18 protein-coding genes are annotated in these 22446 nt (G+C 64.4%); all 18 read left to right on the forward strand.

The features are described 5' to 3' along the window. Nucleotides 1–39: 39 nt before the first annotated feature. Nucleotides 40–2556 carry a mechanosensitive ion channel domain-containing protein gene (locus tag H6X51_RS07615; protein WP_185266934.1) on the forward strand — a complete coding sequence of 839 codons (2517 nt, stop codon included), beginning with the start codon at nucleotides 40–42 and terminating at the stop codon, nucleotides 2554–2556. Between the two features lie 394 nt (nucleotides 2557–2950). Further along, complete coding sequence (nirB, locus tag H6X51_RS07620) at nucleotides 2951–5509, forward strand: nitrite reductase large subunit NirB (RefSeq protein WP_185266935.1); 2559 nt, start codon at nucleotides 2951–2953, stop codon at nucleotides 5507–5509. Then, the gene (gene nirD / locus H6X51_RS07625) at nucleotides 5509–5910 is read left to right on the forward strand and encodes a nitrite reductase small subunit NirD (protein ID WP_185266936.1); all 402 of its coding nucleotides are present in this window, start codon (nucleotides 5509–5511) and stop codon (nucleotides 5908–5910) included. Before nirB ends, nirD begins: the two co-directional genes overlap by 1 nt. A gap of 22 nt (nucleotides 5911–5932) precedes the next feature. After that, nucleotides 5933–6757 carry a formate/nitrite transporter family protein gene (locus tag H6X51_RS07630; protein ID WP_185266937.1) on the forward strand — a complete coding sequence of 275 codons (825 nt, stop codon included), beginning with the start codon at nucleotides 5933–5935 and terminating at the stop codon, nucleotides 6755–6757. Beyond that, nucleotides 6754–8529: a bifunctional protein-serine/threonine kinase/phosphatase gene (locus tag H6X51_RS07635; protein WP_185266938.1), complete on the forward strand. Its 1776-nt coding sequence runs from the start codon at nucleotides 6754–6756 to the stop codon at nucleotides 8527–8529. Before H6X51_RS07630 ends, H6X51_RS07635 begins: the two co-directional genes overlap by 4 nt. Nucleotides 8530–8671: 142 nt before the next feature. Continuing rightward, on the forward strand, nucleotides 8672–10789 hold the full coding sequence (locus H6X51_RS07640; RefSeq protein WP_185266939.1) for a PhoX family protein: 2118 nt from the start codon (nucleotides 8672–8674) through the stop codon (nucleotides 10787–10789). Nucleotides 10790–11164: 375 nt separating this feature from the next. Continuing rightward, complete coding sequence (gene gspC / locus H6X51_RS07645; RefSeq protein WP_185266940.1) at nucleotides 11165–12019, forward strand: type II secretion system protein GspC; 855 nt, start codon at nucleotides 11165–11167, stop codon at nucleotides 12017–12019. 7 nt (nucleotides 12020–12026) lie between these two features. Further along, complete coding sequence (gene gspD, locus H6X51_RS07650) at nucleotides 12027–14081, forward strand: type II secretion system secretin GspD (RefSeq protein WP_221627267.1); 2055 nt, start codon at nucleotides 12027–12029, stop codon at nucleotides 14079–14081. After that, nucleotides 14078–15613, forward strand: a complete 1536-nt coding sequence (gene gspE / locus H6X51_RS07655) for a type II secretion system ATPase GspE (protein ID WP_185266941.1) — start codon at nucleotides 14078–14080, stop codon at nucleotides 15611–15613. The genes gspD and gspE overlap by 4 nt, the downstream gene beginning before the upstream one ends. Before the next feature lie 2 nt (nucleotides 15614–15615). Continuing rightward, nucleotides 15616–16827 carry a type II secretion system inner membrane protein GspF gene (gene gspF, locus H6X51_RS07660; RefSeq protein ID WP_185266942.1) on the forward strand — a complete coding sequence of 404 codons (1212 nt, stop codon included), beginning with the start codon at nucleotides 15616–15618 and terminating at the stop codon, nucleotides 16825–16827. 1 nt (nucleotide 16828) lies between these two features. Beyond that, the gene (gene gspG, locus H6X51_RS07665) at nucleotides 16829–17305 is read left to right on the forward strand and encodes a type II secretion system major pseudopilin GspG (protein ID WP_185266943.1); all 477 of its coding nucleotides are present in this window, start codon (nucleotides 16829–16831) and stop codon (nucleotides 17303–17305) included. Between the two features lie 256 nt (nucleotides 17306–17561). Next, nucleotides 17562–18110, forward strand: coding sequence for a type II secretion system minor pseudopilin GspH (gene gspH, locus H6X51_RS07670; protein WP_185266944.1), 549 nt, complete (start codon nucleotides 17562–17564; stop codon nucleotides 18108–18110). Next, nucleotides 18091–18489, forward strand: a complete 399-nt coding sequence (gspI, locus tag H6X51_RS07675) for a type II secretion system minor pseudopilin GspI (protein ID WP_185266945.1) — start codon at nucleotides 18091–18093, stop codon at nucleotides 18487–18489. Before gspH ends, gspI begins: the two co-directional genes overlap by 20 nt. Beyond that, a complete protein-coding gene (gene gspJ / locus H6X51_RS07680) occupies nucleotides 18486–19118 on the forward strand; it encodes a type II secretion system minor pseudopilin GspJ (protein WP_185266946.1) in 633 nt (210 codons plus the stop codon). The genes gspI and gspJ overlap by 4 nt, the downstream gene beginning before the upstream one ends. Beyond that, nucleotides 19115–19915 carry a type II secretion system minor pseudopilin gene (locus H6X51_RS07685; RefSeq protein WP_221627268.1) on the forward strand — a complete coding sequence of 267 codons (801 nt, stop codon included), beginning with the start codon at nucleotides 19115–19117 and terminating at the stop codon, nucleotides 19913–19915. Before gspJ ends, H6X51_RS07685 begins: the two co-directional genes overlap by 4 nt. A 25-nt stretch (nucleotides 19916–19940) precedes the next feature. Then, nucleotides 19941–21176, forward strand: a complete 1236-nt coding sequence (gspL, locus tag H6X51_RS07690) for a type II secretion system protein GspL (RefSeq protein ID WP_185266947.1) — start codon at nucleotides 19941–19943, stop codon at nucleotides 21174–21176. Further along, nucleotides 21173–21658: a type II secretion system protein GspM gene (gene gspM, locus H6X51_RS07695; protein ID WP_185266948.1), complete on the forward strand. Its 486-nt coding sequence runs from the start codon at nucleotides 21173–21175 to the stop codon at nucleotides 21656–21658. The genes gspL and gspM overlap by 4 nt, the downstream gene beginning before the upstream one ends. Beyond that, on the forward strand, nucleotides 21658–22413 hold the full coding sequence (locus H6X51_RS07700) for a type II secretion system protein N (protein ID WP_185266949.1): 756 nt from the start codon (nucleotides 21658–21660) through the stop codon (nucleotides 22411–22413). Before gspM ends, H6X51_RS07700 begins: the two co-directional genes overlap by 1 nt. The last annotated feature ends 33 nt before the right edge of the window (nucleotides 22414–22446 follow it).

Raw genomic sequence — 22446 nt, forward strand, 5'->3', positions numbered from 1 at the left:
TGCCGTTGCCGGCCCATCCTGAAGAGCAGGACGTACATCATGCCGAGATCGAAGCTGCCCGGGTTCATTGCGCTGTCATTGGTTCTGCTGTTTCTGCCGGCTGCGCTGGTATCCGCGCAGCCGGGCGAGCGGACCGAAGTGAACCCGGAGCAGGCGCGGCAAGTGCTCGACACCCTCCAGGATGATGAGCGGCGAGAGGAGGTGCTCCGCACGCTGGAGGCCATCGCCAGTGAGGTGCCGGCTGATGACGAAGCCCCCGTCGTGGAGGATGACTCGCCGCTGAGCACCATAGTGCCGCTGGAAGCCGGTGGCCTGGTTGCCCGCACTCTGGATCAGGTCGGCGACTGGGCCGATGGGCTGCGCGCACAGCTGGTGCGGATTGCCCAGGCGCTGGGAGAGCTGCCCAGCTGGTTCCAGGCTGCCTTCTTCAACGAGGGCGGCCGCATGCTGTTGCTGCAGACGCTGGTTGACCTGGCCATCGTATTCGGTGCCGGCCTGTGCCTGGAATGGCTGCTGCGCCGCCTGTTGCGCAGATCCGTCAGCAGTCTGATGAGCAGCGCCAATCAGGCGGAGTCGCGCCGACCGGCCCCGGTCGCTGTATCGGCCTCCCTCCCGCAAGCCACCGACCCTGCGGCGCAGGCCGCGCTGCGCCCGCTGGATGACAGCGTTGCACTGGTCCAGACCCAGCGTGATGGTATTGAATACGTGGAAGAGGTGCAGGTTGGCATCAACGATTCCGGCGTTGATGCAGCACCGGAGCCTGCCGAGTGGCTCGATCCCGCTGCGGTACGTACGGAGCCGCCAGCCGCGGTATCGACTGCCGCAGCATCGGCTGCCGCAGCACCTGTCGAATCCGAGCTGAAGGCATTGCGTCGGCTGCCCTTCGCCCTGGCCAGTTTCGTACTGGATTTGCTGCCATTGGGGCTGTTCTTCGGCATTGCGGCGCTGGTATTGCAGCTGCTACCAGGGCTGGATGCGCGGACCCACCTGGTGACCCGCGAATTCATCTATGCCTATGTGATCACCCGCGTGGTCATGGCCGTGGTGCGCCTGTTGCTGTCACCGGCCGATGCCAGTCTGCGTATCGTCCAGATCGGTGACCTTGCCGCCGAACAGATACACCGCTGGACGCGCCGGTTGGTCGTCCTTGCCACCTTCGGTGTGGCGATCGGCAATGCCCTCGGCATTCTCGGTACCGATCCTGCTGCCCAGTTGGTGATCGTCAAGACCACCTCCCTGCTGGTGCACCTGAACCTGATATTCCTGGTATTCCGGTTCCGTCAGCCGGTGGCGGTGTGGATTGCCGGTCCGTCTGACCGTCACGGTGCGCTGCAGGCGCTGCGGCACTGGCTGGCCGGTGTCTGGCCACTGCTGATGGCGGTGCTGATCATGGGCGTCTGGGTGGTCTGGGCGCTGCGCATCGAGGATGGCTTCACCAGACTGCTCGAGTTCATCGGCATTTCCGCAGCCATCATCGTGCTGGGGCGCCTGGCTGCCGTGCTGGCGCTCGGTGCCTTGGGTCGCCTGGCGGGTATTACCGAGGACAGCCAGGCTGAGCGCAATCCCGCCAACCGCAGCAGCCTGGGCAGCCAACTGGTCGAACAGTATTACCCTTTGCTGCGCTGGTTGGTCTCGCTGGTGATTACCGTAGCGACTCTGGTCGCGCTGCTGGAGGCGTGGGGGCTGGATGCCCTGCACTGGTTCGCCCCTGGCACCATTGGCAGTAGCCTGGCCTCCGCATTCGTCACCATAGTCGTCGCCGTGGCGATCGCGCTGGTGGTCTGGCAAGTGGCCAACTCCTCCATCGAGCGGCGCATTACCCGCTGGCGCGAGCAGGGCGACATGTTGCGTGCCGCACGGCTCAATACGTTGCTGCCCATGCTCCGTGCCGGCCTGTTCCTGGTGATTGCACTGATTGTCGGCCTGACCGCGCTGAACCAGATCGGTGTCAACACCACACCATTGATCGCTGGTGCCAGCATCATCGGTGTCGCTGTCGGCTTTGGCTCGCAGAAGCTGGTGCAGGACTTCATCACCGGGATCTTCCTGCTGATGGAAAACACCATGCAGGTCGGCGACTCGGTGACGGTGGCAGGGGTGTCCGGCACTGTGGAGAACCTGTCGATCCGCACCGTGCGCCTGCGCGCCGGTGATGGTTCTCTGCATATCGTGCCGTTCAGTTCGGTCACCACGGTCAACAATGCCCACCGCGGCATCGGCAACGCGGCCATACGCATCAGCGTCAACTACGACACCGACATCGACCTGGCCATCAGCGAACTCAAGGCCATCGGCGCAGAGCTGCGCAAGGACCCGGCGTTCGCCTCGCGGATATTGGCGGATATGGAAATCTGGGGCGTCGATGCGGTGGATGGCTCCATGGTCACCCTGGCTGGCCAGATGCGCTGCACCGACAAGGCCCGTTCCGGAGTCCAGCGGGAAATCAACCGGCGGGTGCTGGAGCGCTTCCGGCAGTTGGGTATCGGCATTGCCGATCCGCGGGAGCGGCCGTTGATGACAACTTCGGCGGCCAGTCCATTGGCGGACGATGCTTGAATGCCCCGTGTGCTTGTAGCTGATCAGCAGGCAGCCAGTGGCACCTGCTGCACTGCTGGTTGTTACCCTTGCGGCCGGACAACACCGCACCCATTGTAGGAGCCGCGCCTCGCGGCGATTGGGACGTGCCGGCTATCCATGACAAACAAGAATTTTCCCCACCTGCCCGGCAGACGCACCAAAACGGGTTCCCCGGATCGCTGGGTTGCCCCGCCGTGGTTCAATCATGCGCTCCTCCCATGCTGGCACAGTGCACTCTTATGGTGATGGCGGGTACCGCTACAGCCCTTGAATATGGGCGTTTGCGCTGTCTGGCGCAATGCTGATCGGCTAGCTGGCACGCGGCTTGCTCTGCTCCTGATATTGGTCAGTTGGACTGTTGAAGGGGAAGGGTATGAGCGGTAACGTCGCATCGATCCGCAGCGCAACACTGGTGGTGATCGGCAATGGCATGGTCGGCCATCACTGTGTCGAGCAACTGGTTGAACTGGGCGCGCTGTCTCGCTATGAAATCCATGTATTCGGTGAGGAACGCCAGCGGGCTTATGACCGCGTGCATCTGTCCGAGTACTTTGCCGGGCGCGATGCCGAGTCGCTGGCGCTGGGGGTAGCGGAACTGTATCAGCAGCCGGGTCTGCATCTGCACTTGGATACACCGGTGCTGGAGATCGACCGGCAACGCAAGGAAGTGGTCACCCGTGATGGGCGCACCCGCTACGATCAGTTGATTCTGGCTACTGGCTCCTTTCCCTTCGTGCCGCCGATAACCGGCGCTGAAGGTACGTCACGCTTGGTCTACCGCACTCTCGAAGACCTGGATGCCATTCGCCAGGCTGCCGAGGGCGCGCGCTGCGGCGTGGTGGTCGGTGGCGGGTTGCTCGGGCTGGAGGCGGCCAATGCGCTCAAGTCCTTGGGCCTGCAGGCACATGTGGTGGAGTTCGCACCACGCCTGATGCCGGTGCAACTGGACGAGCAGGGCGGTGCCGCACTGCGTGCACAGATCGAGGCCTTGGGCGTGGGCGTGCACCTGTCCCGTGCCACTACGGCGATTACGCCAGGTGAGTCCTGCCGCTGGCGCATGCAGTTTGCCGATGGCGAGCATCTTGAGACCGACCTGGTGGTGTTTTCTGCCGGGATTCGTCCGCAGGACGCACTGGCGCGCCAGGCCGGCCTGCACATTGCCGAGCGCGGCGGCGTGGTGGTGGATGAGTACTGCCGTAGCAACGATGCGGATATCTACGCGATCGGCGAGTGCGCCAGCTGGAATGGCAGCGTGTTCGGCCTGGTCGCACCGGGTTATCGCATGGCGCGCAGTGTTGCCGCGCAGCTGACCGATCAACCCTGCGAGCCTTTTACCGGCGCCGATATGTCCACCAAGCTCAAGCTGCTGGGAGTGGATGTCGGTTCCATCGGTGATGCCCATGGTGTCACGCCGGGTTCTCGCAGCTACCGGTTCATCGACGAGCTGAGCGGCAGCTACCGGCGCCTGGTGGTTTCGGCGGACGGCAAGCAGGTGCTCGGTGCGGTACTGGTTGGCGACAACAGCTATTACGACACCCTGTTGCAGTATGCGCTGAACGGTATCCGTTTGCCGAAGGACCCATCGAGTCTGATTCTGCCGCAATCCGAAGGTGTCGTGGCGCTGGGTGCCGAGGCGTTGCCGGATGCGGCGATCATCTGCTCCTGCCACAACGTCAGCAAGGGAGCGGTGTGTTGCCAGGTGGCGGACGGGGTGACCGAGCTGGGGGCGTTGAAGGCTATCACCCGGGCCGGCACCGGCTGTGGCGGTTGCAGTGCGCTGCTCAAGCAGGTGTTCGAGCATGAATTGAGTGCCCGCGGCATCGCGGTGGACAAGAGCCTGTGCGAGCACTTCGCCCATACCCGCCAGGAGCTGTACGGCATCGTCCGGGTCGAGGGTATCACCCGCTTCGAGGAGCTGCTGGAGCGGCATGGCCGGGGCAGCATCGGCTGTGATATCTGCAAGCCGGCGGTGGGCTCGATCCTGGCCTCCTGCTGGAACGAGCCGGTCATGGACCCGGCGCTGGTGCCGCTGCAGGACACCAACGACACCTTCATGGCCAACATGCAGAAGAACGGCACCTATTCGGTGGTGCCGCGCATCGCCGGCGGCGAGATTACCCCTGACAAGCTGATCGTGCTGGGTGAGGTGGCGCGCAAGTATGACCTGTACACCAAGATCACCGGTGGCCAGCGCATCGACCTGTTCGGTGCCCAGCTGCACGAGCTGCCGGCTATCTGGGGCGAGCTGATCGCCGCCGGCTTTGAGACCGGCCACGCCTATGGCAAATCCCTGCGCACGGTGAAGTCCTGTGTCGGCAGTACCTGGTGCCGCTACGGCGTGCAGGACAGCGTGGGCATGGCCCTGCACCTGGAGCATCGCTACAAGGGGCTGCGTGCGCCGCACAAGATCAAGTTCGGTGTTTCCGGTTGCACCCGCGAATGCGCCGAGGCGCAGAGCAAGGATATCGGCGTGATCGCCACCGACAGCGGCTGGAACCTCTATGTGGCCGGCAATGGCGGGATGCGTCCGCGACATGCGGAGCTGTTCGCCACCGACCTGGATGACCAGACCCTGGTGCGCTACATCGACCGCTTCCTGATGTTCTACGTGCGCACCGCCGACCGTCTGCAACGCACCTCGGTGTGGCGTGAAAGCCTCGATGGCGGCCTGGACTATCTCAAGCAGGTGATCATCGACGACAGCCTCGGGCTGGCTGCCGAACTGGAAGCGCAGATGCAGCTGGTGATCGATCGCTATGAATGCGAGTGGGCCAATGCCCTGCAGGACCCGGAAAAACTCAAGCGCTTTCGCACCTTCGTCAATGCCGCGGGTGCCGATCCCGATATCCGTTTCGTTACCGAGCGCGGCCAGCGCCGCCCGGCGACCCCGAGCGAACTGACACTGATTCCCGCAACCGAGGAGGTACTCTGATGAGCCAGGCCAACGCTGTCACCCTTGCATCGAACCCCGCCGCAGCCAGCTGGCATCCGCTGTGCAGTCGCCAGGAGCTGGTGGCCAACTCCGGCATCGTCGCCTGGTTTGCCGGCACCCAGATAGCGCTCTTCTACCTGCCGCAGACTCAGGGCGGCGAACAGCTGTACGCAATCCACAACCGCGACCCGCAGTCAGGTGCCAATGTGATCGGCCGGGGCATTGTCGGGCAGCTGGACGGCGCGCTGGTGGTTGCCTCGCCGCTGTACAAGCAGCACTTCCGACTGGATGACGGACAATGCCTGGAGCAGCCGGACCAGTCGCTCACCGTCTGGCCTGCCCGCTTCAAGGATGACCAGGTAGAGATTCTCGCTGTCGGCAACGGCGCCGCCGCCAACTGATACCCGCAAAAGGAAACAACCCATGTCCTATCTCGTACCGAGCGAATTCGTGTCAAAAATGGTGGATGCTGGCGAGTCCAAGCTGTTCATGTCCACCCGCGATACCCTGATCAGGGCCTTCATGGCAGGGGCCATCCTGGCCCTGGCGGCGGTATTCGCCATTACCGTGACCATACAGACCGGCTCTGCCCTGCTGGGTGCGGTGTTGTTCCCGGTCGGCTTCATCATGCTCTACCTGATGGGTTTCGACCTGCTGACCGGTGTGTTCATGCTGACGCCTCTGGCGCTGCTCGACCGGCGGCCGGGCGTGACGCCCGCAGCGATTCTGCGTAACTGGGGCTGGGTGTTCCTCGGCAACTTCGCTGGTGCGCTGACAGTGGCGGTGATGATGGCCTTCGTCTTTACCTATGGTTTTTCCATCGATGGCGGTGAGGTGGGGGAGAAGATCTCGCATATTGGCGAAAGTCGTACCCTGGGCTATGCCGAATACGGCGCGGCTGGCTGGGCGACCATCTTCTTGCGCGGCATGCTGTGCAACTGGATGGTGTCGATGGGGGTGGTCGGCGCGATGATCTCCACCACCGTCGGCGGCAAGGCGATCGCCATGTGGATGCCGATCATGCTGTTCTTCTACATGGGCTTCGAGCATTCGGTGGTGAACATGTTCCTGTTCCCCTTCGGCATGATCATGGGCGGCGACTTCTCGGTCATGGATTACATGATCTGGAACGAAATCCCCACCGCGCTTGGCAACCTGGTGGGCGGACTGGCCTTCACCGGCCTGACCCTGTACACCACGCATATCAAGACCGCACCCAAGCGGGTCCAGCTGCGCCAGACCGTATGAGTTCCTGCGACGCCCGGGCGGACTCCGCCCGGGCATCCTCGCCTGGAGGTCTGCAGATCGCCCTCGGCCAGGCATCCGAGCGGGGGTGCAAGGATATCAACCAGGACTTCCATGGCGCCTGCATTGCACGGCAACCCCAGCTGGGCTCAAAGGGCATCGTGGTCGCACTGGCCGACGGCATCAGCACCAGTGCGGTCAGCCATGTCGCCAGCCAGACGGCGGTAGCCGGCTTCCTGGCGGACTACTACTGCACGCCGGACGCCTGGTCGGTGCGCAAGTCGGCCCAGCGGGTGCTGGCTGCGACCAACTCCTGGTTGTACTCCCAGACCCGCCGCAGCGAATACCGCTATGACAGCGACCGCGGTTACGTCTGTACCTTCAGCACGCTGATCATCAAGTCCGCTACGGCTTATCTGTTTCATGTCGGCGACTCACGCATCTATCGCCTGCGCGGCGATGATCTGGAGCAGCTGACCACCGATCACCGGCTGCGGATATCCGCGGATACCAGCTATCTGGCCCGGGCCTTGGGTGTCGGCCCGCACCTGGAGATCGATCACCTGTCACTGGGTGTCGAGCTGGGCGACCTGTTCATTCTCACCACGGACGGGGTGCATGAGTTCATCGATGCGGTGACCTTGCGCACGCTGGTCGCGGCGCATGACGACGATCTGGACCTCGCCGCGCGGCGGATGGTCGAGCATGCCCTGGGCCAGGGCAGCGGGGATAACCTGACGGTACAGCTGGTCCGTATCGACGGGTTGCCGGCACCCACCGCAGACGAGTACAGCCAGCAACTCGCGGACCTGCCCCCAGCACCGCTGCTGGACAGCCGCATGCTGTTCGATGGCTATACCATCGAGCGCGAGCTGCATGCCAGCAGTCGCAGCCATGTCTACCTGGCTACCGACAACGATACCGGCGAGACCCTGGCGTTGAAGGTACCTTCCATCGACCTGCGCGGGGACCGGGCCTATCTTGAACGCCTGATGCTGGAGGAGTGGGTCGCCCGGCGGATTCACAGTCCGCATGTGCTCAGGGCCGCTGCGCAGCATCGTCCGCGTGGCTACCTGTATACCGTCAGCGAGTTCGTCGAGGGCCAGACCCTGCACCAGTGGATGCTCGATCACCCGGCCCCGGAGCTGCAGGTGGTGCGCGATATCGTCGAGCAGATCGCCAGGGGGCTGCGGGCATTCCACCGGCTGGACATGCTGCACCAGGACCTGCGCCCGCAGAACATCATGATCGACCGTGCGGGCACGGTCAGGATCATCGATTTCGGTTCCGTCAGCGTAGCCGGGCTCAATGAAATGGAGCACGCTGACAGTGCAGCGCCACTGCTGGGTACCCTGCAGTACTCGGCGCCGGAATATTTCCTCGGCTATGCGGGTACATCCCGTTCGGACCTGTTCTCGCTGGGCGTGATCACCTACCAGATGCTCACCGGCAGGTTGCCCTATGGCACCGGAGTGGCCAGCGCCACCACGCGCGCCGCGCAACTGCGACTGAAATACCGCAATGTGACAGCTTACCGCCAGGACCTGCCGGTATGGCTGGATGAGGTGCTGAAAAAGGCACTGCAGCCGGACCCGAACAAGCGTTACGCGGCACTGTCCGAATTCACCTTCGCACTTTGCCAGCCTGGCAGCGGAAGCCTGGCAAAGGCGGGTGTGCCACTGCTGGAGCGCAATCCGGTGGCGGTGTGGCAAGGCATCTCATTGCTGCTGGCGGTGGCTTTGCTGGCAGCGCTTCTGGGAGCGGGAACAGGCTAGGCGAAAGCCCTGCGGACTCCGGCTGGCAGGCTCGCCGGTGTCATTTTTCCGTCGTCAAACTTTCACCGGACAGTCGTCCCGCTTTCATCTGCGCACTTCATCCTCTACCGATCATAACCATAGCCTGTAGAGGGAAGTACGGATGTCTGATGAAATTCGCAACAACATCACCATCGTTGACAATGGTAACGGTGACGAGCCGCAGCTCAGCCACACCGAGAACCGTACCTTTGCCAGCGTACTGGAAGCCCGCCTGGCCCGGCGTACCCTGCTCAAGGGCAGCGCCGGTGCTGCCGGTCTGGGCTTTCTGAGCTTGGGCCTGGCCGGTTGCCTGAGCAACTCCAGCAGCCGTGATGATGATGAAGCGCCGGGCAATGGCGACGGCGAGCCGGGTCCGCTGCTCGGCTTCACCGCCGTGCCGACCAGCGAGTCGGACGAGATCGTGGTTCCAGAAGGCTACAGCTACCAGGTGATCCTGCCCTGGGGCACGCCGATCACCGGCGACTATCCGGCCTTCGATGTGGCCAACACCGGGGCCGAGCAGGGCATGCAGATGGGCTCGCACCATGACGGCATGCACTTCTTCCCGATCGACGGTCAGGAACCCTTTGACGGCAACTCCGACGAAGGTCTGCTGGTAATGAACCATGAATACGTCGAGCCGCGTTTCATGCACCTCGACCATATCGGTGTGTCGCTTGGCAGTGGCGCGGTGGTCATGCGTGGCGATGGCACGCGCGATCGTGACCAGGCGCTCAAGGAACTGAACGCCCATGGCGTCTCGGTGGTGCATGTGAAAAGACGTGCCGACAGTCGCTGGGAGGCGGTGCAGAGCGACTACAACCGCCGCATCACCGGCCTGACACCGATGGAACTGCACGGCCCGGTGCGTGGCAGCAACCTGGTGAAGACCAAGTACAGCCCCGAAGGTCATGCTACCCGCGGCACCCTGAACAACTGCGCCATGGGCGTGACGCCCTGGAACACCTATATGGCCGCCGAGGAAAACTGGGCCGGTTATTTCGGCAACCGTGACAATCCGCTGCCGCGCGAGCATCAGCGCTACGGTATCCGCGCGCAGGACAGCCGCTATCGCTGGGCGCTGGCCAATGGCGGTGGCGAGGAGTTCACTCGTTTCGATGCCACCAGCACCGGTGCCAGCGCCACCGAAGACTACCGCAACGAACCGAACTGCTTCGGCTGGATGGTGGAAATCGATCCCTTTGACCCGCACAGCGTTCCAAAAAAGCGTACCAGCCTCGGTCGCTTCGGCCACGAAGGCGTGGTCTTCGGCCCGGCGGTCGATGGCCAGCCGGTGGTCTGCTATTCGGGTGATGATTCCACCAACGAGTTCATCTACAAGTTCGTCAGCGAGCAACCGTATGTGGCGGGTTCCACCGACGGCTCCATCCTGGACACCGGCGTCCTGTACGTTGCCAAATTCAATGACAACGGTACGGGTGAGTGGCTGCCGCTGGTCCATGGCCAGAATGGCCTGGATGCATCCAACGGCTTTGCCGATCAGGCCGACGTGCTGGTCAATACCCGCCTGGCCGCCGGCATCATGGGTGGTACGCCGATGGACCGCCCGGAGTGGGGCGCGGTCGATCCGAACAATGGTGATGTATATTTCACCCTGACCAACAACAGTGGTCGCTCAACCGAGATCGGCGCCAACCCGCGCACCAATAACCTGCATGGCCATATCATCCGCTGGCAGGAAGCCAACGGCGAGCACGCCTCCACCACCTTCGAATGGGATATCTTCCTGTTCGGTGGCGATGATGGTGACAGCGGCCAGGCCAATCTCGAGGGCAGGATTCCAGGCGAAGCGCCGGATGGTTCGCAGGATGTTACGTTGACCGCAGACAACCTGTTGAGCTCACCGGATGGCCTGTGGATCGACCGCGACAGCCGCGTCTGGATCCAGACCGACATCGGCGAAGGCAGCCAGAACACCGGCGTGTTCGAGATCTTCGGCAACAACGCCATGCTCTGCGCCGATCCCGTCACCGGCGAGCTGCGCCGCTTCCTGACCGGCCCCATCGGCCAAGAGATCACCGGCGTGATCACCACCCCTGACCAGAAGACCATGTTCATCAACGTGCAGCACCCCGGTGCCACCACCACACCGGCGGAATGGGCCGCTGACCGTCGCTTCGTGCGCAGCACCTGGCCGGACCGCAACCCGGGCAGGATGCCGCCGCGCTCGGCGACCGTGGTGATCTGGAAGGATGACGGTGGTGTGATCGGTAGCTGATCCACCTCCCGACTGGATCGCGTGGCCGCGGTACCCTCGCCGCGACTACGCGATCTGTCTCCGCAACAGCTTTCTCGATCTGCCCAACAACCTTGATCCCGCGTCCTTAACGCAGCCGTTGCGGCCGCCCGGATGGGACACTTTCACCTTTCTGACTCACCCAAACAGGTTATTGAGACCGGTCTCTGTCGACCGGTAGCGTGCTATGCCTCTGTTATTTGAGATTGAGGGGTTGCTGGTGTATGGCAAATTCGTGACAATCGGTCAGCTGAAAGAATATTTCAGGGATATAACAATAAAACTGCAAAGAAAGATCGGTAGCCTCTGGCGGCTGATCATGCGGCCCGTCGGCCGCGGACTTTGCCAGGAGAGTGCATGCCATTGGTAGCCCGTTTCACATTGGATTCTGTGGTCAGGTTCGCAACCTTTGTGTTGGTGGCTATCACTGCTATCTTGCTGGGACGCCTGACCTGGGCGGTGCTGGAGCCTTCGAGCATCCTGCCAGCAGCTGCCACTGCCCCTTCCGCTGTCATCCAGTCCGAGCCGAGCGCTGCGGAGCGCGGCGGCTTCCAGGAACTGGCCCGTCTTTCCGTGTTCGGTAGCGCCAGGACGCAGGCCGCCAGCCGCGCGGTACACGTCCCGGAGACCTCTCTGAGCTGGTCGCTCAAGGGCGTGCTGTCCGACCCTGATCCGAGCCGCAGTGCGGCCATCCTGCTGCCCCAGGGACAATCAGAGAAACTGTATCGCGTGGGCGCCTCCCTGCCGGGTGATGTGACGCTGCAGGAGGTGCTGCCTGATCGGGTCATCCTCAATCGCGCTGGTCGCCTGGAAACCCTGCGCCTGAAACGCCACGACAGCGCTGCCAGCCCCGCCGCCGCCCGCCGCGCTGCGCCGGCATTGCCGACCAGCAGTGTGGCGGACAGTACCCCGCGTATCGATCGCGATGCCTGGGTCAATAACCCCCAGCGTTTTCTCGAGGTGATCAGCGCCAACCCGGTCATGCAGGATGGTGCCCTCTATGGCCTGGAGGTCAGCCCGGCACGCAATGCCCGGGAATTCGAGGCGGCCGGGCTGGTAGCCGGTGATGTGATCACCGAGGTCAATGGCAGTCCGGTATCGGAGATCAACGACTACCGTGACCTGCTGCAGGAGCTGGCCGATGCCAGCTCGGTATCGGTCGCGCTGGAGCGTAACGGAGAGCCGATGAACATAACGATTAGCATGGATTGAGACCAGGATGCCCAAGATGTTGTTGCCCAAGACCCGTTACGCCCTGCCGTTTGCCCTGACCCTGAGTCTGCTGGGCGGTGCCGTGACGGCCCAGACCGCGGGGGAGCAGAGCAGTGGCGAGGAGCTGGTGCTGAATCTGCGCGATGCCGATATCAATGGCCTGATCGAGATTGTCAGCCAGGAAACCGGGATCAATTTCATCGTCGATCCGCGGGTGCGGGGGCAGGTCAATGTGGTGTCCGGCCAACCGATCAGGCGCGGTGAACTCTACGACCTGTTTCTCGGCGTGCTGAAATCCTATGGCTTCGCCGCGGTGACCGGTGCCGAGGGCACGGTGCGTATCGTGCCCGAGGTGCAGGCCAAGGAGAACGAAGTCGGCACACTGGAGCGTGACAGTCGCGGTGATGAGTTCATCACCCATGTGATCAGCGTGCGCCACCTGGATGCCAGCCAGCTGGTGCGTATCCTGCGCCCGCTGGTGCCCAAGGGTGGACATCTGGCGGCGGCGGCCGAATCCAACTCGCTGGTGATTGCCGACACCGCCGCCAACGTGCGTCGTATCGAAGGACTGATCCAGCGTATCGACCAGGAATCCATGGAGGATTTCGAGGTGATTGTGCTGGAGCATGCCTCGGCCCTGGAACTGGTGCGTATCACCGAGGGGCTGCATATCGCCCGGCCCGAGGAGAATGCCACCAAGCGCGTGCGGGTGATCGCCGACGAACGCACCAATGCACTGGTGCTGCTGGGCGACCCGCAGAAGCGTCTGTCCTACCGCGCCATGATCCGTCAGCTGGACGTACCGGGGGATGAAGGCAATACCCAGGTGCACTACCTGCGCTACGCCAAGGCTGAGGACGTGGCCGAAGTGCTGCGTGGGATCGCCGAAGGGCGGGATACGGAAAGCGGCATCACCGGCAGCAGCTCATCGGGCAGCACCGGCAGCAGCGGCTCCTACGGTTACGGCAACCGCGAGACGCGGGTGCGTATCCAGGCCCATGAGAGTACCAACTCGGTGGTGATCTATGGTCCGGCGGAACTGAGCCGGGAAATGGCGCAGATCATTCGCCAGCTGGATATCCGCCGCGCCCAGGTGCTGGTCGAGGCGGTCATCGCCGAGGTGTCCTACGACCGGGCCAAGGAGCTGGGGGTGCAGTGGGCCTTCGCCAATGAGAACAGGGGCGTGGGGGTGATCAACTTCGCCCGCGGCAGTGGCGGCATTCTCAATCTTGCCGCCGGTATCAGTGGTTTTCTCGACGGCGATATCACCACGCCGCCGTCGCTGTCCGACGGCGCCACCCTTGGCGGTGTCGGCACCATCGGCAGCACCCAGATCGGTCTGCTGATCAATGCCCTGCAGGGCGACAGCTCGAGCAATATCCTGTCCACGCCGAGTCTGCTGACGCTGGACAACGAAGAGGCGGAAATCGTCGTCGGTCAGAATGTGCCCTTCATCGTCGGCCGTTCGGTGGAAAACTCCGGCCAGGCGTTCGATACCATTCAGCGCGAGGACGTGGGTATCAAGCTGCGCATTCGTCCGCAGATCAACGAAGGCAACGCGGTACGCCTGGAGATCGCCCAGGAAGTCTCGCAGATCGCCCCCGGCGCCAGCGGTGCGGCGGACCTTATCACCAACAAGCGTAGCCTCAATACCCATGTCATGGTCGATGACAACCAACTGATCGTGCTGGGTGGCCTGATCGATGACCAGATGGTCGAGACCCGCGACAAGGTGCCGCTGCTGGGCGACGTGCCGGGGCTGGGGCGGCTGTTCCGCTACGACACTGCCAGTGTGGAAAAGCGCAACCTGATGGTGTTCCTGCGGCCGGTGATCGTGCGCGATACCGCGGTGGCGGAAAGCCTGACCCATGCCAAGTACAGCTATATTCGTGATCAGCAGCTCAAGGAGCAGGGACGCAATGACAGCCTGTTACCGCGCCGTGATATGCCGGTACTGCCGGACTGGAACTACCTGCTGACGCTGCCGCCGCCGTTCGAGAATGTCAGCCAGGACAATCTGGCGGTAAGAAACCCGATTCCGGCACCGCCGGGGGCACGATGACCAGTAGGGAGGTGCCTGTGAGCGACACTGATATCAGCAGCGTGGCACTGCCCGAGGCAGGGTTGCAGGCCGAGACCGGGTATCGCTTCGCCAGGCGTTTCGGTGTGCTGCCCGATCAGTTGCGCGACAACCAGCTGGATGTGTTCGTGCGGGCCGATTGCGATCCGCAGGCGCTGCTGGAGTTGCGCCGCCTGGCCGGGCACCCGCTGCGCCCGCAATTGCTGGATGACGACGCCTTCGCCGCCCGCCTGCGCGACCGCTACGAGCGCTCGGCCAACGACGCCATGCAATTCGTCGAGGGCCTGGGTGAGGATGCCGACCTGATGTCGGTAGCCCAGTCGCTGGCCGAGCCGGAGGACCTGCTCGAATCCCAGGACGAGGCGCCGATCATCCGTCTGATCAACGCGCTGCTGTCCGAGGCGGTCAAGGAGAACGCCTCGGATATCCATATCGAACCCTTCGAGAATCGCCTGTCTATCCGCCTGCGGGTCGATGGCGTACTGCGTGAGGTGCTGGAGCCGCCACGCGCGCTGGCGCCGGTCATCGTCTCGCGGATCAAGGTCATGGCCAAGCTGGACATCGCCGAGAAGCGCTTGCCGCAGGATGGGCGTATCGGCCTGCGGCTGGTCGGCCGGGCGGTGGACGTTCGGGTCTCGACGCTGCCGTCCGGGCATGGCGAGCGGGTGGTACTGCGCCTGCTGGACAAGCAGGCCGGGCGCCTGGAGCTGCGTCAGCTGGGCATGTGCGACGGGCACTACCAGGCGATGGAGCGGGTGATCAACCGTCCGCACGGCATCGTGCTGGTGACCGGGCCGACCGGCTCGGGTAAGACCACCACGCTGTATTCGGCGCTGATGCGGCTGAACGACCGCAGCCGCAACATCCTCACCGTGGAAGATCCGATCGAATACTACCTCGACGGTATCGGCCAGACTCAGATCAACACCAAAGTCGACATGACCTTCGCCCGGGGTCTGCGTGCCATCCTGCGCCAGGACCCGGACGTGGTCATGGTCGGCGAGATCCGCGACCTGGAAACCGTGCAGATCGCCATCCAGGCGAGTCTGACCGGTCACCTGGTGTTTTCCACCCTGCACACCAATACCGCCATCGGCGCCATTACCCGCCTGCGGGACATGGGGGTGGAGCCGTTCCTGCTGGCCTCCACGCTCAACGGCGTGCTGGCCCAGCGCCTGGTACGCACCCTGTGCCCGGACTGCCGCAAGGCGCATGTTGCCACGCCCAGCGAGTGCCGTCTGCTGGATATCGACCCGCAGCGGGCACCGACCCTGTACAGCCCGGTCGGTTGCCCGCAGTGTAATGGCAGCGGCTATCGCGGGCGCACCGGTATCTACGAGCTGATCGAGATCGACGATACCCTGCGCGGCCTGATCCATGACGGTGCCAGTGAGCAGGCCATGGTCCGCCATGCGCGGCTGGCGCAGCTGGGCATCCGCCAGGACGGCCTGCGCCGGGTGCTGGCCGGTGACACCACGCTGGAAGAAGTCCTGCGTGTGACCCGGGAGGACTGAGCATGCCGGCTTTCGAGTACGTCGCCCTGGATCAGGCCGGTCGCACCCGCAAGGGTGTCGAGGAGGGTGATTCCTCGCGCCAGGTACGCTCGCGCCTGCGCGAGCAGGGGCTGATGCCGATGGCGGTGACCGAGGTGGCGGAAAAGCCATCGCTATTGCGCATGCCGGTATTGCAGCGGCGCATCAAACCGCTGGAACTGTCCCTGGCGACCCGGCAGATGGCGACCCTGGCCAAGGCGGGCATGCCGATCGAGGAAGTGCTCGGCACCGTCGCCCGGCAGAGTGAATCGCCCAAGGTCAAGGCGACCCTGTCGGCGGTGCGCACCCGGGTCATGGAGGGGCTGCCGCTGGCTCATGCGATGGGCGAGTTCCCTTCGGTATTCCCGGCCATCTATCGCACCACCATCGCCGCTGGCGAGCAGGCCGGGCGCATGGACCTGGTACTGGAACGCCTGGCCGACAACGTCGAGGCGCAGAATGCCATGCGCCAGAAGATCCAGCTGGCGATGTTCTATCCGGCGATCCTCACCGTGGTGGCGCTGCTGGTGGTGGTGGCCCTGCTGACCTATGTGGTGCCGGAGGTGGTACAGGTGTTCGCCGGCATGAACCAGCAGTTGCCGTGGCTGACCCGGGCATTGATCGCCACCAGTGACAGCGTTCGCCACTGGGGTTGGCTGATGCTGCTGGGGATCGTCGGGGTGGTGCTGCTGACCCGGCAACTGCTGAAACGGCCCGCCGCCCGCCACCGCTGGGATAACGCGCTGCTGCGGCTGCCATTGATCGGACGCCTGGTGCGCGGGCTGAATACCGCGCGTTTTGCGCGTACGCTGAATATCCTCGCCGGCAGTGGCGTGCCGCTGCTCGAGGCGCTGAACATGAGCGCCAGCGTGATCACCAACACGCCAATGCGCGAGGCGGTCACCGAGGCGGCGAAGAAGGTCCGGGAGGGCTCGGGTATCGGCCATGCGCTGGAGCGCAGCGGTTATTTCCCGCCGATGACCCTGAGCCTGATCAAGAGTGGCGAAAGCAGTGGCACGCTGGACAAGATGCTCGAGCGTGCGGCGGAAACCCAGGAGCGGGAACTGGAGGCACGGATCGCCATGGTCATGGGTGTATTCGAGCCCTTGCTGATTCTGGCGATGGGGGGTGTGGTACTGATTATCGTGCTGGCCATCCTGTTGCCGATCTTTGAACTCAATCAACTGGTTAACTGACATGTCCCATAACGTACGAAACTCATCCCTGGCCCAGCGCGGCTTCACCCTGATCGAGGTCATGGTGGTGGTGGTCATCCTCGGTATCCTGGCGGCGGTGGTGGTGCCACGGGTGATGGACCGGCCCGACCAGGCACGGATCACCAAGGTGCAGAACGACATCCGTGCGCTGGAAAGCGCGCTGAACCTGTACCGCCTGGACAACTTCAATTATCCGACCACCGAGCAGGGCCTGCGCGCGCTGGTCGAGCGGCCGAGTGGCAATGACACCGCGCGCAACTGGCGCGCCGGCGGCTATATCGACCGCCTGCAGAAGGACCCCTGGGGCAACGAGTATCAGTACCTGCGCCCGGGCCGCGATGACCGTGAGTACGATCTGTACAGCCTGGGCGCCGACGGCCGACCCGGCGGTACTGACGCAAATGCTGATATTGGCAACTGGAATGTGGAAGATCCAGAGAGCAATCAGAGACGTTGATGGAGTGGCTGAGTCGTCGAGCAGGCGCTCGACAACCCGGGGGCAGCGCACGTTTCGGGGTGTAGCCCCTCGGTCCGATCGCGGCCCGAGCCGCTCGACAACCCGGCGGCGGTGCTGGTCGGGGGGGCGGGGTGTCGGGGTGTAGCGCCCCCGCGCTACGCCTGCGATCTTGCAGCGGCAGTAAAGCTGTCGTCGAGCAGGGGCTCGACAACCCGAAACAAGGTGCGGTCAAACACATGAGGAGTGCGTTCCAGGTATGAGTGTCCGCCAGTTACAGCGCGGCATGCACGCACCCCAGCACGGCTTCACCCTGATGGAGCTGCTGGTGGTGCTGGTGCTGATCGGTATCGTCGCCGGCCTGGCGACCCTGTCGCTGGGCGATGGTTCCGAGCGCAAGCTGCGTGCCGAAGCGGAGCGGCTGGCCGCCACCTTGCGCCTGGCCCGGGATGAGCTGCTGATTACCGGCGAATCGGACCGGGCGCTGGGCCTGCGCCGTGATGGCTACAGCTTCCTCGAGCTGATGGTGCTGGATGGCAGTACCCGCGAGTGGCGTCCGCTGGTCGATCCGCAGCTGGGACCGCGACAGTTCGAGCAGGGCCTGATCGAGGTGCGCCTGGAACTGGACGGCGAATACACCGCCTTGCCGCAGACCAGCGGCTGGGAACCGCATGTACGCCTGGGCAATACCGGCGAGATGACTCCGGCGCTGATCACCCTGCAGGTACCGGGCAAGGACCTGGTACGCCATATAGAAGTCGGCCTGGAAGGGCGTATCGAGGTGCTGGATGCGATCACCACGCCGTAGCCGGCAAACCGGCTTCACCCTGCTCGAGGTGCTGGTGGCGCTGACCGTGCTGGCGGTGGCACTGGCGGCCCTGGTCAAGACCGGCGCCGACCATGCGCGCAACACCGCCTACTTGCAGGAGCGCACCCTGGCGCACTGGGCCGGGCAGAACCTGTTGACCGAATTCCAGACCGGCATGCGCTCGATTGCCGAGGGCGGGCGTACCGGGGATGTGCTGATGGGACCGTACCGCTATGCCTACCGGGTGGAAATGAGTGACTACACGGCGAGCACGCCGTTTCCGCTGCCGCCGGTCAAGCGTGTGGACATCCGCCTGTGGTTGGCCGACCAGGGTGAGCAGGCGCAGCGTGCCAGCGTATCCGGATTCATGTTGCCATGATCCGCAGGCGCGCTGGCCGGCAACGCGGCTTCACCCTGCTGGAAATGCTCATTGCCATGGCGGTGTTCGCGGTGATGAGCATGGTTGCCTACCAGGGCTTGCGGGCGGTGCTGAACGCCGATCATGTCACCCGCGAGCAGGCCCAGCACCTGGCTGATCTGCAGGTCACCCTCAGCGTACTGGAGCGCGATCTGGCGCAGGTAGTGGATGTGACGGTGCGCGATGAGTTCGGTGATCCGCTGCCACCGCTGCGTTTGCGTGCCGGTGGTGAGCAGCAGTTGCTGGAACTGGTGCGTGCCGGGGCCGGTGGCGAGCAGCGCCTGCGTCGCAGCGCCTGGCAGATCACCGAGCGGGGGCTGGAGCGCCGGCTGTGGCCGGGCGTGGATATCGTTGATGCCGAGAGCATGCGTGTCCGGCCGTTCGCCGATCTGGTGGAAGAGCAGCAAAAGCTGGGTATGGAGAGCGCCTTTCTGTTCATCGTACGCACGCCGTCGGGACTGGAGCGGGTGGATGCCTGGCCGCTGGCCGACGCCGACCCACAGGCCGGCGGCCTGCCAGTGGCGATCGAGGTGGTGCTGGACATACCTGGGCTGGGTGAAATTCGCCGGCTGATGGCGGTGGGGCTGTGAGCGGTCGGCGGCAGCAGGGCGTGGCGCTGATCACCGCGCTGCTGGTGATGGCGCTGGCGGTGGTCGCCGCGGTTGGCATGGCGATGCGTGGGCAGGCGGATATTCGCCGTACCAGTGCGGTGTTCGAGCGGGACTTTTCCCGCCAGGTGGCGCAAGGCGCGGAAAACATGGTGCTGCAATTGCTGGAGCGGGCCAAGGGGCCGGAGGACCTGTTGTGGGATACCTGCCGGTCACCGGTATTGCCCTTCGAGGTCGATGGCGTACGGCTGGAGGCCATGCTCGACGACATGCGCTGCCGCTACAACCTGAATGCGCTGGCCGGCGGCGATGAAACCGAGCAGGGCTACTTCGCCCGGCTGGTGGATCAGGTCGGTCAGCAAAGTGGCGTGCGCATGCCGCCGGGGGCGCAGTTGGCGCTGGCGGTGAGCGACTGGATGAGTGCGGAAACCGACGACCCGGTATATCGGCTGGAAACGCCGCCGCGGGTCTCGGGCAACCGGCCGATGCTGGTGGCTTCGGAGCTCAACAGCGTCGCCGGGATGACGGCCGAGGCCTGGCAGGCACTGGCGCCGTGGGTGACGGCCTATCCGGGTACGGCCAGCCCGATCGATCTGGAGCGCAGTGCGGAGTTGATGCAACAGGTGTTCGCCGATCGCCCCCCCGCCGAGAATGCGCCCTGGTACATGCGTTTGCAGATAGTGGCACAGTTCGCCGAACGGCGGTTTTATCAATGCACATTGCTGGATGCACCCAACGGCAAGGTGGTCCTCAGAGAACAGACGGCCTGCGAGCCATGACAGACGGATCGGACGGATTCACGACATGTTGATAGTGCTATTGCCGGAAGCACCGGAAATACAGGGCCTGGAGCCGGCCCGACTGCATTGGTGGCGCACTGGCCGTGAAGGCGCGCTGCTGGAGTCCGGCGAGGATGACCTGGTCGCGCTGCGCAGCCGCTTTGCCGGTGAACGCCTGCGGGCGCTGGCACCGGCTGCGGCGGTTAACCTGTATCGGGTAGCCATGCCGGTACGGCGGCCCGCTGCGGTAAGGGCGGCATTGCCCTTCGCCCTGGAAGACCACCTGGGGCAGGAGTTGGAGGAACTGCATCTGGTGGCCGGGCCACGGCGTTCCGATGGCCGTTTCGTGGCCGCGGTGACCGAGCGCCAGCGCATGGAGGCCTGGCTGGAACTCTGCCAGATGGCCGGCTGGCGCCTTGATGCGCTGCTGCCCCAGGCCAGCCTGCATGATGATCTGGCACCGGAGGTCGGGCTGCGTGTGCAACCTTCGCCCTGGCCTGCTGACAACCAACTGGCGCTGGTCAGCAGCGCCGATCAGGAACCGGCGCTGATCGAACAGGGCATGCTCGGCTTCTGGCTCAGGCAGCGGTTGGCGCAACTGGATGAGCAGCAACGGGTTCTCGAACTGGCTGGCTACAGCCTGGCCGAGCTGGGGCTGGTGGAGACCGATTGCGAGGTACGGCAGGCATCACCGGTACCGGCACTAGAGGCGGCGCTCCGGTGCGCCCAGCAGTCGGCCCGGGCGCTGAACCTGCTCTGTGGCAGCTATGCCAGCGGCATGGCCACGCCGCCTTGGCGCAAGTTGCGTCCGGTACTGGTCGCCGCCGGGGTGTTGCTGGCGGTGGTAGTGGGCCAGCAGGTGTTTGAAGGTATCGCCCTGAGCAGCGAGCGGGAGCGGTTGCAGGCGCAGATCGACCAACTGTTCGACAGCACCCTGCCACGCAGCCGGCGGGTGGAGCCGGTTACGCAGTTTCGCCAGGTGCTCGAGAGTGGTGGCGCACAAATGGCGGCAAACGGCACCGGCAGCCTACTGTACGAGGTGCTGGCGGCGGTGCGGGAGGATGGCGGGGGCGATATCCGCCAGTTCCGTGCCACAGCAACCGAGGTGGAACTGGAGCTGCGATTGCCATCCTTTGCCGAACTGGAGAATATCCGCAGTCGGCTGGCTGCGGGCGCCGGCCTCAGCGAGACCCTGCAGGGCGCCGATTCCGGTAGCGATGGGGTCACCGCACGACTCAGAGTACAGAGGGACGGACCATGAATGCCTGGTGGGCGGGGCTGGCCCCGCGTGAACGTGTGATCCTGGGCGGTGGTGCCGCGGTATTGGCGTTACTGCTGCTGTGGCTGATGGTCTGGGAGCCGCTGGCGCAGAAGCGCGAGCGGCTGCGTGGTGATATCAGTGCGCTGTCCGCTGACCTGGCGTGGATGCAGCAGGTGGCCGGACAGGTCAAGCGCCGGGCGGCGCAACAGCAGACCCAGGGCAATACTGCTGCCGCCGGCGGCTCGATATTGACCCTGGTGGAGGTTTCCGCCAGCGCCGCCGGTCTGCGCACTTCGCTGGAACGGGTGCAGCCCGAAGGGCAGGGCGCCCGGCTGTGGTTCAATGAAACCGGATTCGATGCGCTGCTCGGCTGGCTCGGCGAGCTGGAACAGCGCCATGGCCTGCAGATCAGCCAACTGGCGGTGGATGCGGGGAATGCGCCGGGGCTGGTCAGCGCCCGGGTCAAGGTGGAGCCGCGTTGATGCTCAAACGATGGAACCTGAAAGCCACGCTGATCTGCGCTGTGCTGCTGTATCTGCTGACCCTGGTGTGGAACCTGCCGGCGGCGGTGGTCTGGCAGCGACTGCAACACCAGTTGCCGGTGCCGGTCACCCTGCATGGGTTGACGGGGACGCTGTGGTCCGGCCAGATCGGCCAACTGGAGGTCGACGGGGTCAACCAGGGTCTGCTGCGCTGGCAATGGCAACCAGCCCAGCTGCTGCGCGGGCGCATCGGCCTGGAACTGCTGTGGCAACCACGCAATGGCAAGGTCGATGCGCAACTGCAGGCGGGCCTGGGCTCGCTGGTACTGCGCGATATCCGCGGCAGCCTGGATGCCGCGAGCATGGCGGCAATCAATAACGCGCCCTTCGTGCTGGGTGGCAGCTGGCTGCTGGATGTGCCGGAGCTGGCGCTTGAGAGTTTCGACTCGGTAGCGGCTGCCAACGGCCGCCTGGTATGGCAGGATGCCGCCGGCGGCTTGCCGCAGGCGATGCCGTTCGGGCATCTGACCGCGGCGCTGAGCGATGCCGACGGCTGGCTGCTGCTGCAGTTGCAGGACCAGGGCGGTCCGCTCGGGCTGCGCGGCGACGCGCGCTGGCGCCCCGGCCAGCCAATGAAGATCGAGGCCCAGCTGCAGGCGCGGGCCGATGCCGAGCCTGGACTGGCTGGCGGCCTTGGGCTGCTTGGCCGGCCCGATGCGCAGGGCTGGGTCAATTGGCGGGTGCAGCTGCAATGAAACGGAACAATGCTGGTTTTTCTGGGAGATATT

The organism is Halopseudomonas xiamenensis (genome assembly GCF_014219065.1).
Taxonomy (GTDB): domain Bacteria; phylum Pseudomonadota; class Gammaproteobacteria; order Pseudomonadales; family Pseudomonadaceae; genus Halopseudomonas; species Halopseudomonas xiamenensis.